The sequence below is a fragment of the Rheinheimera gaetbuli genome (genome assembly GCF_054781935.1).
In genome coordinates, this window is the sequence record NZ_BAAGTL010000008.1 from 533,325 (window position 1) to 547,152 (window position 13,828).

The window sequence follows — 13,828 nt, forward strand, 5'->3', positions numbered from 1 at the left end:
AAGGTTTTCCTGATGGATATTTTGCAGTCATACGGTTTAATTCTGGTTATTATTGCCGCCGTATTCGGTTTTATGATGGCTTATGGCGTTGGTGCAAACGATGTCGCCAATGCTATGGGTACCTCAGTTGGCTCTAAAGCCCTGACCATTAAACAAGCCATTTTTATTGCCGCTATTTTTGAATTTGCCGGTGCTTATTTAGCCGGCGGCTCGGTTACCTCGACTATCCGCGGTGGTATTACTGATGCCAGTTTCTTTGTTGATGCACCTGAACTGATGGTGTACGGCATGATTGCTGCGTTATTAGCGGCCGCAACCTGGTTAATTGTTGCGTCTTATTTTGGCTGGCCGGTGTCTACCACCCACTCTATAGTAGGTGCCATTATAGGGTTTGCTGCGGTGGGCGTAGGTATGGACGCCGTGCACTGGGATAAAGTGGGTGGCATTGTCGGTAGCTGGGTTGTTACGCCAATGCTGGCTGGCGTGCTGGCCTACATGTTTTTTATGAGTGCACAGCGGTTGATTTTTGATACCGATAATCCGCTGGCTAATGCAAAAAAGTATGTGCCATTTTACATGGCCTTTGCTGCCTTTGTTATGACGCTGGTTACTGTGCAAAAAGGCCTAAAGCACATTGGCTTGCATATTAGTACAGCTGAGGGCTATTACATTTCGATTGCGTTTGCGGTTGTAATTGGTTTTATTGGTAAAGTTGTAATCAGCCGGTTAAAGTTTGACCCCGCAGCTGACAAAAAAATGCAGTTTAATAACGTTGAACGTATCTTCGGTGTGTTAATGATCACTACCGCTTGCTGTATGGCTTTTGCCCATGGTTCTAACGATGTAGCGAATGCTATTGGCCCTTTGGCTGCGGTAGTCAGTGTTGTGACCTCTGGTGGCGAAATTACCAGCAAGGCGACATTGGCCTGGTGGATACTACCACTGGGTGGTATTGGCATTGTGATTGGCCTGGCAACACTGGGCGCGCGGGTAATTAAAACCGTTGGTACCGCCATCACCCATTTAACGCCAAGCCGTGGTTTTGCCGCCGAGCTATCGGCAGCTTCAACCGTGGTTATTGCCTCTGGTGCCGGCTTGCCTATCTCTACCACGCAAACGCTGGTCGGCGCGGTATTGGGTGTCGGTTTAGCTCGTGGTATTGCCGCGCTAAACTTAGGCGTAGTGCGTAATATATTCATCTCGTGGATTATTACACTGCCAGTAGGTGCTGGCCTGGCAATAATATTCTTTTATATTCTCAAAGCCATATTCAGCGCCTGATACAGAGCTTAGCTGTACAAAAAAGCCCTCTTTAACGAGGGCTTTTTTGTACAGTCAGGTACGACTTATTAATATTTAATTATACGATTGCTTGGAAAGCTGCGTTTTTAACTGATCAATTTCATCTTCAAGTCGATTAATTCGAATACTATCGACAACTGTCGAATACACGAATACCGCAATTAAAATCAGCATGATAAAAGTATGCTGTTCGGGGTAGGTATGCCAGTACCAAACCAATGAAGCAATTACTATCAGCATTAACAGGGCTTTTTTAGCAAAATGTTTCGACACGACTAATCTTCAGCTTTTTTGGTCAGTACGAGGACGGCGCAATTGCGCTAATTCCAGCTCGGTAAGTAATTTAGATTCAGTATGATTTTTTGCTTTTTTCTCAATGTCGTTGTCCGTTTGTTGTTTAACCGCCGCCCAGTTTGTTGCACCGGCAGAGGTTTTAATGTCATCCAGTTTAATCCTTTTCATTTTCGCCACCCTCCGGTACGGGTTTAAAATCATCTAATTCTTCGTCTGTCAGATTCGGTGAATCTTCGTCAGCAATAATGCCTCGCTTAATATCCACGTCGGTCATACCGTCAATAACAGTCTTGTCTGTGTCACCTTTAGAATTTGGAATATCTTCAAGTTTGATACGTACTATGGCCATCAGATAGCTTCCTCGAACGGTTTCAGAAAACCTAAATCATACGCCTTTTTCTCACGCTTATTGGCTTTTCGTGCACTTATTAACCGAATTACCTGGTTCTTATCCCGGAAAGTATAAACCACCATAAGAACGCCAAACTTTGTTAAACCAATGGTCTGGAATCGTTCTTCCTCGTAGTTTTTATCCTTGCGGGAGTCTTTTCGATAAACCCGCTTTGAATCGATAAAAACGTGAACAGCATCAGCAAAATCGATACTGTGTTTTTGTTTATTAATTGAGTTTTTTACCTCATCCCATTCAAATTCCATTTGATTCTCCTCAGGACAAATTGGCATAGTTCAATGAACTTTGTGTCACTTGCCATTAAAAGCCGCAAATTAATGCGGCTTTTTGCTTTTTATTAGCCGTATTTGCTTACTGCTGGTATTCGCTTACCAGGGTTAACCCTGTAACAGCACGGAAGCCATACACCGACATATGCCAGACGCCGGCTTGCGGGTTGTTAATTACGCAGCTTTCTTCATTGCCGTTTTTGTTTGGCCGGCAATCGTAGCTGCCGCTGCCAGGCTGGCTGCCATACTTGACGTATAAATCTGCATCACCTTTACCACCGCTGATGGTTACCGTCAGCTGTGCCATACCTGCCGGCACATCCAGCGTATAATGCTGCCAGGCGCGACGTGCTATGTTGATATTAGTGATCGTTTCGCCACCGGTATCCGGTAAGTCTGGTGCGGTGAAACTACCGGTAAGGTTAACGCCGCTAAAGGCACTACCGCCAACTAATTTAACAAAGTATGTGCCGGCTTGTGCTTGGTCAATGGCGCAGCTTTCGTCATTACCAAACTCAAATGGCCGGCAGTCCCAGTCTGATGCCGTTGGCTCGCTGCCAAATTTAACGTACATATCAGCGTCGCCAGTACCGCCACTCATAACAAAAGATAAATCTGTTGCACCAGCGGGTACTGCCAGCGAATACAGTAGCTCGTCATCGGCGGCGCCAGCAATATCAGTCAGGGTTTCGCCATTGATTAGTTCAGTCGCTGTTGGTGGTGGTGGTGGTGGCTCAACGTCATCGCCGTCGCAGCCAAACTCAGCCAGATAATCGATAGCTGCTTTGGTTTGCACCAGGCCATAACCGTACGAGGTATCACGACCCGGTGCGCCTAAGTCTTGTGCCGACGCGGCTAATGCACTACGAATCTGGGTATTGGTGCATTGTGGGTAGTGGCTCCATACCAGTGCTGCAACACCGGCAACATGTGGCGATGCCATAGAAGTACCGCTCATCAGGCCATAGTTGGCCGCTCCGGAGAACAAGCTGGCATTGCTACCCAGTTCAGTCATCAGTAGCGCACCATCTTCCTGCGATATACTAACTGCAGCAATGCTGGTGGTTGGTGCATCGCCTAAAGTGCCGCTGAAATTACCCGGGGCATTATTATAAATAATGGCGCCAATGCCGCCGCCAGCTTCACAAGACTCAACTTTTTGGCTAAAAGCCACTTCGCCGCGCTGAATCAAACAAATTTTGTCCGTTACATCGCTGCAGGCTTCTAAGCCTAAACCACAATCTGCCAGCTCTGCGGTTAAATCTGCAGTGCCCGAGCCTGTCATCGGGTTTGCACTGTAGCTTGTAGCATTTACAGTTAACGTGGCATCCAGTGCTGTGCCGCTCGGGTAGGTGCTGCGCACATCTACACCAGGGCCCGCCAGTTCAACCTGGGCATTACGCTGAGAAAAATCTGCCAGCGTTCTGCTGTCATCAACAGCCGCTACGGATACTACTGAGTCATAAGATGCCGGGTACGACATAGCTGTATTGCCGTCATTGCCTGCTGCGGCAATCAGTAGCACGCCGGAGTCAAACGCTGCCTGCATTGCGTTGCGTTCGGTGACATTTGAGCCAGCACCGCCCAGGCTCATATTTATGACCGTAGAGCCATTTTGCACACAGGTGTCTACCGCTTGTGCAAGGGTAGATGAATAACCCCAGCCATCGTCATTAAACACTTTAACAATATGCAGTTTTACATTGCCGTTGGGCAGCACTCCTACCACGCCAACATCATTGTTAAGCGCCGCTATGGTACCCGCTACGTGTGTACCGTGTGGGCCACCTGCGTCAAACCAATTACCGGTGCCAATATCGTTGCTGCCGGCAATATTAGCGTCGTTAAAGTCTTCATGCGGCAAACCCAGGCCAGAGTCGATAACACAAACTGTCTGGTTAGAGGCAAACTGGTCGCTTACCAAATCTGCCTGCACCATGGTATAGCCATAAGGAACTTGCTGCGACATCGGGAAGCGTGGTAAATCAGCCTCGATAAAGTCGACCGTCGGATCTGCTTGCAAACGTTGCAATGCCGTTGCCGGTAAATCCGCGGCGATGGCGTTACGTTGGGTCAGGATGTGGTGTACTTTGGCGCCTTGTTGGCTTAGTTTCTGGCTGATATTCTTCAGCGATGTTTCTCTGGCCAGCTTCGCCGGGCCGGCTAACTGTGCCTTGCTGCTCTGCTGATCTTTGTAAGTGATGATGTAACGTTGTTGGCTGGCTTGCTCTGCGGCTTGCTTAACTGCGTCGGTTGCTAATGCCTGATTTACCGAAAGTGCCAGCAAGCTTAAGCCGGCCAGCAATAAAGTGTTGTGTGTTCCGGACATGTTCACCCTCCAGGTGATTGTTATAGTTGTAGCCAGGGTTCCTGCTGCATGCGTACTGCACGGCTCGCCAGCGTGGAGTGGTTAACGAAAAGGTATACTGCTAAACAGAACCATCGGCGAAGTTACCGTGAATGGCCGTGTTGAATACATTTCGGTTATTACGTTATAGTAAAAAGTTACAACATTCAAACATGCGTTAATCATGTTTTTAAAATGGGTTGTTTTGTTAAATTTATTTGTGTTTCAAGGCGCGTATCTGCGCGTGTTTTACTGTGGTGCTTGCAATAAGCTGAGCAGATAGGTAAATTTTAAACACTTATTTTAGTTTTAAACTACATTTTTAATCGGAATAAATAATGAAGCGTTTGCCCAGTATCAAGCAACTGCAATATCTGCTGGCGTTGCACGAATATCAACATTTCGGCCGCGCAGCGGAGGCGTGTTATATTGGCCAGTCTACGCTTAGCGCGGCGATCGCTAACCTTGAAGAAACCATGCATGCGCAGTTGCTGGAGCGCGATCATAAAACCTTTATTTTCACCCCGCTTGGTGAAGATATAGTGCGTCAGGCGCGATATATTATTGAACAATGTGAAGAGTTAACCGATTTTGCTAAGTGCCAGGGAAAGCCGATGGCCGGACCATTTCGTCTGGGTTGCATTCCGACTATCGCGCCTTTTGTATTGAGTGAAGTCATGTCACTGTGTCGCCAGCGTTACCCTGAGTTACAACTGCTGCTGCGTGAGGACACCTCGGATAACTCGTTGCATGCGCTGGCAGAGGGCCGCCTCGATATGGTGTTACTGGCACTGCCTTATGAAACCGGCGCTTTTCATACCGAAGTGCTGGCGCAAGATGGTTTTAAGCTGGTGTTGCATAAAGACTGGCTGGACAGAGGCTTTAATAAAGACATCAGCCAGTGGCCAGACGAGAGCATTTTTTTGCTAGAGCGTGAGCATTGTTTAACTAATCATGCGGTAAAAGCCTGTGAGCTGGAAGATAGCCGTAAAGTTAACCCGTTTTTTGCCACCAGCTTGCATACGCTGACCCAAATGGTTAACAACAAACTGGGTGTAACCTTTATGCCGCAAATGGCTATTAACAGTGGTTTGCTAGACGGTACAGAGCTGCTGACGCAGTCACCGGGCAATGCTGCAGCTTACCGCGACATTGGTGTCGCCTGGCGCCCTACGTCGACCAAGGCGCGCAGTTACCGCCTGATGGCAGATTTGATTAGGGAAGTGCTGGGTCAGAAGTGCTCGGCAAAATAAAGGCCTTGATTGCGAAGGTAAAATTGTTTATGGCTACCATCTGCCAGTTTAGCTTGCACAGATGCATCCCAGTAGCATTTCAGGTAGCGACCTTTGGCACTGTCAGCAAAAGCAACATATACATCGTCGGTGGCGACCTCCGTCCAATTGAGGTTAAGCAGTTTGATTTGGCGAGTATGGTTTCGTAGCAATGCCCGTTCACTTAAAAAGGCATCCACTCGGTTTTTCGACACCATATCAATGGCTTGTTTGATGTTAACTACTTCATATCCCTCATTGCCCAGCCCAAGTATGTTGCCGTAGTCATAGCCCATATTCCAGGCTAACCTAAGTGAGCGCAGTGAATCGATACTGTCAATTTTCGTTCTTGCCGGATGATGCAAAGCAACTATTCTGTCTTGATCCATTGGTAAAGCGGAGAATAAAAGTTTGGTTCTTTCTGATTTTGACACGGCTAATGTCATGTCAGCGCGCTGATGTTGCAAAGCACTAATCGAACGGCTGAAGCTTGAAAAATCAATACTAAGCCGAATGTCATCAGCAGGGAAAATAAAGCGGACTAAGTCAAAATAGGCGCCACTTTGGTTGCTATCAGTATAACCGGGCCAGGATTCTGTAATTAAGTTTACCGGCAGAGGTTGTTTTACCGGCTCACTATCAGGTAGCAGGCAAGATGCAGCTAAAAAAACACTTATTGCTAACAGCATAATTGCGCCATTTTGCCCATACACTCTATGTAGTTTAGCGTTGATTTGTTAACATGCAGCGTGTTTTTATACAGCCGTGCCCTCTGGTCGGTAAAGCCAAGGAATCTCCTAATGCAAGTTAAAGATTTTTCATTTGAACTGCCCGAGCAGTTAATTGCCCGTTTCCCTAAAGCTGAGCGCTCATCCAGCCGTTTATTGGCGCTGGATAAACGCAGCGGCGATTTAAGTCATCATACATTTAAAGATTTAGCCGACTTACTCCAACCTGGCGACTTATTGGTATTTAACAATACCAAAGTAATACCTGCGCGCTTGTTTGGCCAGAAAGCCTCTGGCGGCAAAGTCGAAGTGCTGGTAGAACGTATGTTGGATGGTAAGCGCTTTTTAGCTCATGTGCGCGCCAGCAAAGCGCCGAAGCCTGGCACCGAGCTGATACTGGAAGGTTCAGCCAAAGTGGTTATGCAGCAGCGCCACGATGAGCTGTTTGAACTGGAAGTTATTGGCGATGAGCCAGTGTTAGATATGCTGGAGCGTCTTGGCCATATGCCTTTGCCGCCGTATATCGACCGGCCGGATAACGAAGAAGACAAAGCCCGCTATCAAACGGTATATAACGAAAAACCTGGCGCAGTGGCCGCACCTACCGCCGGTTTGCACTTTGATCAGCCGTTGCTGGATAAACTGCAGCAAAAAGGTATTGAATTCGCTTATATCACCTTACACGTTGGCGCGGGTACTTTTCAGCCGGTGCGGGTTGATAACGTGTTAGAACACAAGATGCACGCCGAGTATATCGAGGTGCCGCAACAGGTGGTAGATGCCGTAGCGGCCTGTAAAGCGCGTGGCAACAACGTCGTGGCGGTGGGCACAACCTCGGTACGCTCGCTGGAATCGGCCGCGCAGCAGGGCGGTGGTAACCTGGTAGCCTATAACGGTGATACGCAGATTTTTATCTATCCGGGTTATGAATTTAAAGTGATAGATGCACTGATCACTAACTTCCACTTGCCGGAGTCTACGCTGATTATGCTGGTATCAGCGTTCAGCAGCCGCGATTATGTAATGAACGCCTATAAAACGGCTATTGCTGAACAATACCGGTTTTACTCTTATGGTGATGCGATGTTTATTCGTTAACATTGTGTTTGGATCAGGGGAAAGGCCTACGGCAGGGCAATTCTTATTTCGCCGCCTTCGACAGCACGTCCCTGTGCTGTCGAAGCCTCCGCGACATCCCTGCCGCTGCTGCATAAGAACACCCTGCCATAGCCTTGATAGTCCGCTGAATCAGCAGCAGGCGGGTTCAGCTTAGCTTATAGCGTTTAAGCTGCTATAATCGGCGGCGCAAAAAAGCCGGACTGTTTCTCTGGCGTATGAGGATAGTAATGAAATTTGAATTAGACACCACAGATGGCAAGGCCCGCCGCGGCCGGCTTATTTTTGACCGGGGCGTGGTAGAAACGCCAGCCTTTATGCCTGTAGGCACCTACGGCACGGTAAAAGGCATGACGCCGGAAGAGTTAGACGCCACCGGGGCACAAATTTGCCTGGGCAATACCTTTCACCTGATGCTGCGCCCGGGCACAGAGATCATCAAAAAACACGGTGACTTGCATGACTTTATGCACTGGCATAAGCCTATTTTGACTGACTCTGGCGGTTTTCAGGTATTCAGCCTTGGCGAGCTGCGTAAAATTACCGAAGAGGGCGTAAAGTTTCGCTCGCCATTAAACGGTGAGCGCATCATGTTAACCCCAGAGCGCTCAATGGAAGTGCAGCGCGATCTGGGCTCAGATATCGTGATGATTTTCGACGAATGTACGCCGTATCCGGCTACCGAGCACGAAGCGAAAAAATCGATGGAAATGTCGCTGCGCTGGGCAAAACGCAGTAAAGAGGCGCACGCTGACAATCCATCAGCGTTATTTGGTATTATTCAGGGCGGTATGTACCCGCACTTACGTGATGTATCACTAAATGGTCTGGAAGATATTGGCTTTGACGGTTATGCCATCGGTGGTTTGTCGGTGGGTGAGCCTAAAGAAGACATGATCCGCATTTTAAACCACACTACCGATAAAATGCCCAGCCATAAGCCGCGTTACTTAATGGGCGTGGGTAAGCCAGAAGATATCGTAGAAGCGGTGCGCCGTGGCATAGATATGTTTGACTGTGTTATGCCAACCCGTAATGCCCGCAACGGTCATTTATTTGTTAGTACGGGTGTGGTAAAAATTCGCAACGCGAAATATAAAGACGATATTGGCCCATTAGACGCAGAATGTGATTGCTACACTTGCAAAAATTATTCCCGGGCCTATTTACATCACTTAGACCGTTGTAATGAAATTCAGGGCGCCAGACTCAATACTATGCACAACCTGCATCACTACCAGAAACTGATGCAAGGATTGCGCGATGCTATAGCGGCTGGTAACTTGGAACAGTTTGTCGCACAGTTTTATGCTAAGCGTGACATGGCTGTGCCGCCACTGCACGCAACAGATACTAATAAAGAACAACATTAATCACAATTAAGGGGACACTTATGAGTTTATTTATCAGCAATGCCTATGCACAGGCTGCTCCGGGCGCTCAACCACAGGGTGGTGGCTGGGATCTTATTATCATGCTGGTGGCGTTTGGTCTTATTTTCTACTTCCTCATTTACCGGCCACAAGCTAAACGGGTAAAAGAGCACCGCAATCTGATGTCGGCTTTGGGCAAGGGCGATGAAGTATTAACCCAGGGGGGCTTAGTTGGCCGCATCAGTAAAATTGCTGATGACAAAGATTTCGTGGTGATTGCACTTAACGATACTACTGAAGTGACAGTACAAAAAGCGTCCATCAGTGCCGTGTTACCAAAAGGCACGTTAAAATCTCTGTAAGCAGCAAAAGGACCGCAAGGTGTTAAATCAAAACCCGTTGTGGCGGTACTTAGTGGTAGCCAGCGTATTGCTGGTTGCCCTGTTGTATGCGCTACCCAATTTATATCCGGAAGACCCGGCGCTGAATATCAGCGCAACCCGCGGTGGTGTCGTTAGTGAGCAGGCCCGCACCGAGCTGGAGCAAAGCTTTGCCGCAGCCAATATTGGCGTAAAATCGGTTGAGTTGAACGATGGTCAGATCCTGGCCCGCTTTACCAGCACTGAAGACCAACTTCAGGCCCGGGAAATAGCCGCCCAAACATTGGGTCCTAATTACGTTACCGCATTAAACCTGGCACCGGCGACACCAGACTGGCTAGCTGCTATTGGTGCATCACCAATGAACCTGGGCCTGGACTTACGTGGTGGTGTGCATTTCCTGATGGCGGTTGATATGAAAGCCGCACTGGATAAAAACATCAACGATATGGTGCAAACCTTCCGTGCAGATTTACGTGAAGATAAGATCCGCTATCGTAGCGTGCAACCTGATACGGCCAATAGCCGCGTGATACTCAGCCTGCGTACGGCGGAAGACGTTGCTGCTGCAGAGGCTGCGTTAAAACAGCGCGACCGCGAACTGGTGTTTACCAGCGGCAGTGATGAATTAACGCTGTTGGTTGGCATCAGTGATATCCGCTTAAAAGAAATCCGCGAATATGCGCTGGAACAAAACATCACTATTATCCGCAACCGGGTGAACGAAATTGGCGTAGCTGAACCTTTAGTGCAGCGCCAGGGCGCTGACCGCATCGTGGTGCAGCTGCCAGGTGTGCAGGATACGGCAACAGCAAAAGAAATTCTGGGTGCTACCGCGTCATTGGAGTTTCGCTTAGTTGACGAAGAAGGTGATTTAGCCGCCGCATTGGCTGGCCGGGTGCCACCAAATGCAGAGCTATATTACACCCGTGATGGCCGGCCTTTGCTGCTGGAAAAACGCATCATGTTAACCGGTGAGCATATTACAGGGGCTAACTCAGCATTTGACGAATACAGCCGGCCGCAAGTTAGCATTAAGTTGGATGCCAAAGGCGGCAATATGTTATCGGTGGCAACGCGGGATAGCATTGGCCGGCGCATGGCGTCAGTGTTTATTGAATACAAACCCGGCACTGAGCTGGGGCCAGATGGTAACCCAATACTGATTAAACAACAGGAAGTGATTAACGATGCCACTATACAGGCGCGTTTAGGCCGCGATTTCCGCATTACCGGTATCGACTCGCCGGGTGAAGCGCAAAACCTGGCCACTTTACTGCGTGCTGGCGCGCTAATTGCGCCAATTCAGATCATTGAAGAGCGCACCATAGGCCCAAGCCTGGGTAAAGAGAACATCGATCTGGGTGTCACCGCTATTCAGTGGGGTATGGTAGCAGTGCTAATCTTTATGGTGATTTACTATAAAGCTTTTGGCCTGGTAGCCAACTGTGCGCTGATTGCTAACCTGATACTTATTGTTGGTGTAATGTCGATGATCCCAGGTGCTACATTAACGCTGCCTGGCATGGCCGGTATTGTATTAACCGTTGGTATGGCGGTAGATGCTAACGTACTGATTTTTGAGCGTATTCGTGAAGAGTTAGCTGAAGGGCGTTCAGTACAGCAAGCGATACATCAGGGTTATGATCGTGCCTTTGCCACTATTGCCGACTCGAATATTACCACCTTATTGGTGGCATTAATTCTGTTTGGTATTGGTACCGGCCCGGTTAAAGGTTTTGCGGTAACGCTGGCGATAGGTATTTTAACCTCGATTTTCACCGCTGTTGTCGGCACGCGCTTGCTGGTTAACCTGTTTTGGGGCGGTCGCCGTCTGCAGACACTACCGATATAAGGATTTCAGCATGCAAGTATTTTCGTTTACCCAACCGCTGAATTTTATGCGGTTAAAGTGGCCTGCAATTGTGCTGTCCACCTTGTTGATTATCGGATCCTTCGTATCTTTTGCTACTAAAGGTATTAACTGGGGTTTAGATTTTACCGGTGGTACTGTTATCGAAGTGGGTTTTGCCCAACCGGCAGACTTACCGGCAGTACGACAGACGCTTACCGCCGCAGGCTATGGTGATGCAGTAGTTCAGTTGTTTGGTACCAGCCGTGACGTGCTTATCCGGGTGCCACTGCGCACTGACATCGACCAGTCTACGCTGGGCGATAACGTGATAAAGGCGTTAAATGCAGCGCAGGCTGAGCCAGTTACTATGCGTCGTATCGAGTTTGTCGGCCCAAGTGTTGGTGAAGAGTTAAAAGAAGACGGTGGCCTGGCAATGCTGGTGGCGCTGATTGGCATTTTACTTTATGTCACCATGCGCTTTGAATGGCGCTTATCGGTGGGTGCTGTAGCGGCGTTGTTTCATGACGTTACCTTAACTATGGGCTTGTTTTCGCTGTTACAGCTGGAATTTGACCTTACAGTGCTAGCGGCAATACTGGCGCTTATAGGCTACTCGATAAACGATACCATAGTGGTGTTCGACCGTATTCGCGAGAGCTTTCGTAAGTTGCGTGATACCAGTGTTGATGACACCATTAACGATGCCATTACTGCTACGTTAAACCGTACGGTCATTACCTCCTTAACCACAGTGCTGGTATTAGTGGTGTTGTTTTATATGGGCGGCGCGTTAATACATGGTTTTGCCACGGCACTGTTATTTGGTGTTGCCATTGGTACTTACTCTTCGGTGTATGTTGCCAGTGCTTGTGCTGAAATTCTTGGCATCAGCCGCGAAGATATGTTGCCACCACCGCCAATAGAAAAAGAAGGCGAAAATACCGACGCCTTGCTGTAATTGCGCGGTTAAAGATGCTAAAAATGCCAGTCACTGACTGGCATTTTTTTTAGCTTGCGTAAACAGAAGAGGCACTAACTATGAGCAAACAGCATGCGCCGGGTTTTATTGCGTTGGTAGAGCAGGCAAAAACGCAGATTAAAGAAATTGGTATTACCGAACTTTTACAGCACAACCAACCTTATGTGCTGCTGGATATCCGTGAAGATCATGAGTGGGCTGTCGGCCATTTACCCGAGGCAATGCATTTGGGCAAGGGTATTATTGAGCGTGATATTGAGCAGACTGTGGCGGATAAAAAGCAAAAAATAGTGCTGTATTGCGGCGGAGGTTATCGCTCTGCACTGTCTGCGCAAACATTGCAGCAGATGGGGTATCAAAATGTGTTTAGTTTAATCGGTGGCTATCGCGAGTGGTGCGAGCGCAAACTGCCGGTGGACGTACCGAAGTAAATTGTGTCTTGTGCAGCAGAGATGGCGTGAGACTGCACGCCTGCTGCTGTTGCTATAGTCTGGAACCCCGATGCGCAGCCACAGAGTGTCTGAGCAAGCCAGGGATGGCTTGCGAGTTGCTGTGGCGAGCACAGCGGGTGTTGCAGACTATGCGGACCTGAATCAGATCCAGTTAACGTGACAACGCTTCAGTCAGGTGTGGCCGAATACCTTTTAACATTGCCGCCAGTACTTTCGGGCTGGCCGCAACGATGTTACCGCTGCGCATCTGGTTGCTGCCACCAACAAAGTCAGACACCAAACCACCGGCTTCACGCACAATCAGCTCACCGGCAGCAATGTCCCACGGTTTTAAACCAATTTCAAAGAAACCATCAAAACGGCCAGCGGCAACATAGGCTAAATCCAGCGCGGCAGAGCCGGTACGGCGCATATCGGCTGCATCAGCCAGCAAGCCGGTTACCATAGCCGCATGGGCGGTTAAATGGGTTTTGTTTTTAAACGGAAAGCCAGTGGCTAAAATAGTGCCCTGCATATCAGCCAGGTTAGTTACCCGGATACGGGTGCCGTTTAACTGGGCGCCGCGGCCGCGTGAGGCAGTAAATATTTCGCCGCGCAGTGGGTCAAAGATCACTGCCTGGTCAAGTTTACCCTGGTGTTTTAATGCGATAGACACCGCAAAATGCGGAATGCCTTTGATAAAGTTAGTGGTGCCGTCCAGCGGGTCAATAATCCATTGAAACTCGCTGTCGCTGTTGCCGTAATCACCATGCTCTTCGCCAACGATACCGTGTGTTGGGAACGACTTTTTCAACACCTGAACAATGGCTTGTTCGGCTTCTTTATCAACGTTAGTGACAAAGTCGTTAGTGCCTTTTTGTGTTTTCTGAACCATATCTAACTGGCCACAGGCACGAGCGATCACGTTACCCGCGCTACGGGCAGCGCGAACCGCGATGTTTAACATCGGATGCATAGTAATTACCTTATTTGAAAAGAGCTGTGTAAATTTTGGTCAAAAGAGCGGCGCACATTGTAGCTGCTGCGGGGCAAAAGTAAAGGTAAAACCGG

Annotated in this window: 14 protein-coding genes; 8 read left to right on the plus strand and 6 right to left on the minus strand. The window is 48.6% G+C overall.

Going from position 1 to position 13,828, the window contains the following annotated elements; all coding sequences use genetic code 11:
* Positions 1-12: 12 nt before the first annotated feature.
* On the plus strand, positions 13-1,281 hold the full coding sequence (locus ACYVIC_RS09290; protein WP_460859304.1) for an inorganic phosphate transporter: 1,269 nt from the start codon (positions 13-15) through the stop codon (positions 1,279-1,281).
* 303 nt (positions 1,282-1,584) lie between these two features.
* Here the strand turns inward: ACYVIC_RS09290 and ACYVIC_RS09295 are convergent, their stop codons facing one another.
* The 4 genes from ACYVIC_RS09295 to ACYVIC_RS09310 all read right to left on the minus strand — a co-directional run bounded on the left by ACYVIC_RS09295 (position 1,585) and on the right by ACYVIC_RS09310 (position 4,606).
* Positions 1,585-1,764 (minus strand): hypothetical protein, encoded by a 180-nt coding sequence (locus tag ACYVIC_RS09295; RefSeq protein ID WP_460859306.1) that lies wholly within the window; start codon positions 1,762-1,764, stop codon positions 1,585-1,587.
* Positions 1,751-1,945: a hypothetical protein gene (locus tag ACYVIC_RS09300; protein ID WP_460859308.1), complete on the minus strand. Its 195-nt coding sequence runs from the start codon at positions 1,943-1,945 to the stop codon at positions 1,751-1,753. The genes ACYVIC_RS09295 and ACYVIC_RS09300 overlap by 14 nt, the downstream gene beginning before the upstream one ends.
* Entirely contained in the window at positions 1,945-2,253 is a 309-nt protein-coding gene (locus tag ACYVIC_RS09305) for a BrnT family toxin (protein WP_460859309.1), read from the minus strand. Before ACYVIC_RS09305 ends, ACYVIC_RS09300 begins: the two co-directional genes overlap by 1 nt.
* Positions 2,254-2,359: 106 nt before the next feature.
* Positions 2,360-4,606, minus strand: a complete 2,247-nt coding sequence (locus tag ACYVIC_RS09310; RefSeq protein ID WP_460859310.1) for a S8 family serine peptidase — start codon at positions 4,604-4,606, stop codon at positions 2,360-2,362.
* 356 nt (positions 4,607-4,962) lie between these two features.
* On the opposite strand from ACYVIC_RS09310, the gene ACYVIC_RS09315 reads away from it, so the two are divergent.
* A complete protein-coding gene (locus ACYVIC_RS09315; RefSeq protein ID WP_460859312.1) occupies positions 4,963-5,877 on the plus strand; it encodes a LysR substrate-binding domain-containing protein in 915 nt (304 codons plus the stop codon).
* Here the strand turns inward: ACYVIC_RS09315 and ACYVIC_RS09320 are convergent.
* Positions 5,856-6,584: a substrate-binding periplasmic protein gene (locus tag ACYVIC_RS09320; protein WP_460859313.1), complete on the minus strand. Its 729-nt coding sequence runs from the start codon at positions 6,582-6,584 to the stop codon at positions 5,856-5,858. The two genes, ACYVIC_RS09315 and ACYVIC_RS09320, sit on opposite strands and share 22 nt — an antisense overlap.
* A gap of 111 nt (positions 6,585-6,695) precedes the next feature.
* On the opposite strand from ACYVIC_RS09320, the gene queA reads away from it, so the two are divergent.
* From queA to ACYVIC_RS09350, 6 genes are all read left to right on the plus strand, one after another.
* Positions 6,696-7,721: a tRNA preQ1(34) S-adenosylmethionine ribosyltransferase-isomerase QueA gene (gene queA / locus ACYVIC_RS09325; RefSeq protein ID WP_460859315.1), complete on the plus strand. Its 1,026-nt coding sequence runs from the start codon at positions 6,696-6,698 to the stop codon at positions 7,719-7,721.
* Between the two features lie 248 nt (positions 7,722-7,969).
* Entirely contained in the window at positions 7,970-9,112 is a 1,143-nt protein-coding gene (gene tgt, locus ACYVIC_RS09330; protein WP_460859317.1) for a tRNA guanosine(34) transglycosylase Tgt, read from the plus strand.
* Between the two features lie 20 nt (positions 9,113-9,132).
* A complete protein-coding gene (gene yajC / locus ACYVIC_RS09335; RefSeq protein ID WP_460859319.1) occupies positions 9,133-9,474 on the plus strand; it encodes a preprotein translocase subunit YajC in 342 nt (113 codons plus the stop codon).
* Positions 9,475-9,493: 19 nt separating this feature from the next.
* Positions 9,494-11,347 carry a protein translocase subunit SecD gene (secD, locus tag ACYVIC_RS09340; protein WP_460859320.1) on the plus strand — a complete coding sequence of 618 codons (1,854 nt, stop codon included), beginning with the start codon at positions 9,494-9,496 and terminating at the stop codon, positions 11,345-11,347.
* Positions 11,348-11,357: 10 nt separating this feature from the next.
* Positions 11,358-12,305: a protein translocase subunit SecF gene (gene secF, locus ACYVIC_RS09345; RefSeq protein ID WP_460859322.1), complete on the plus strand. Its 948-nt coding sequence runs from the start codon at positions 11,358-11,360 to the stop codon at positions 12,303-12,305.
* A gap of 80 nt (positions 12,306-12,385) precedes the next feature.
* A complete protein-coding gene (locus ACYVIC_RS09350) occupies positions 12,386-12,757 on the plus strand; it encodes a rhodanese-like domain-containing protein (RefSeq protein WP_460859323.1) in 372 nt (123 codons plus the stop codon).
* 172 nt (positions 12,758-12,929) lie between these two features.
* Here ACYVIC_RS09350 and suhB read toward each other — a convergent pair whose 3' ends face one another.
* Positions 12,930-13,733 carry an inositol-1-monophosphatase gene (suhB, locus tag ACYVIC_RS09355; protein WP_460859325.1) on the minus strand — a complete coding sequence of 268 codons (804 nt, stop codon included), beginning with the start codon at positions 13,731-13,733 and terminating at the stop codon, positions 12,930-12,932.
* Positions 13,734-13,828: the final 95 nt, after the last annotated feature.

What these genes read in the sequence shown, in the direction of transcription:
- ACYVIC_RS09290 (WP_460859304.1), top strand. Translation starts at nt 13, where the DNA reads ATGGATATTTTGCAGTCATACGGTTTAATTCTGGTTATTATTGCCGCC.
- ACYVIC_RS09295 (WP_460859306.1), bottom strand. Translation starts at nt 1,764, where the DNA reads ATGAAAAGGATTAAACTGGATGACATTAAAACCTCTGCCGGTGCAACA.
- ACYVIC_RS09300 (WP_460859308.1), bottom strand. Translation starts at nt 1,945, where the DNA reads ATGGCCATAGTACGTATCAAACTTGAAGATATTCCAAATTCTAAAGGT.
- ACYVIC_RS09305 (WP_460859309.1), bottom strand. Translation starts at nt 2,253, where the DNA reads ATGGAATTTGAATGGGATGAGGTAAAAAACTCAATTAATAAACAAAAA.
- ACYVIC_RS09310 (WP_460859310.1), bottom strand. Translation starts at nt 4,606, where the DNA reads ATGTCCGGAACACACAACACTTTATTGCTGGCCGGCTTAAGCTTGCTG.
- ACYVIC_RS09315 (WP_460859312.1), top strand. Translation starts at nt 4,963, where the DNA reads ATGAAGCGTTTGCCCAGTATCAAGCAACTGCAATATCTGCTGGCGTTG.
- ACYVIC_RS09320 (WP_460859313.1), bottom strand. Translation starts at nt 6,584, where the DNA reads ATGCTGTTAGCAATAAGTGTTTTTTTAGCTGCATCTTGCCTGCTACCT.
- queA (WP_460859315.1), top strand. Translation starts at nt 6,696, where the DNA reads ATGCAAGTTAAAGATTTTTCATTTGAACTGCCCGAGCAGTTAATTGCC.
- tgt (WP_460859317.1), top strand. Translation starts at nt 7,970, where the DNA reads ATGAAATTTGAATTAGACACCACAGATGGCAAGGCCCGCCGCGGCCGG.
- yajC (WP_460859319.1), top strand. Translation starts at nt 9,133, where the DNA reads ATGAGTTTATTTATCAGCAATGCCTATGCACAGGCTGCTCCGGGCGCT.
- secF (WP_460859322.1), top strand. Translation starts at nt 11,358, where the DNA reads ATGCAAGTATTTTCGTTTACCCAACCGCTGAATTTTATGCGGTTAAAG.
- ACYVIC_RS09350 (WP_460859323.1), top strand. Translation starts at nt 12,386, where the DNA reads ATGAGCAAACAGCATGCGCCGGGTTTTATTGCGTTGGTAGAGCAGGCA.
- suhB (WP_460859325.1), bottom strand. Translation starts at nt 13,733, where the DNA reads ATGCATCCGATGTTAAACATCGCGGTTCGCGCTGCCCGTAGCGCGGGT.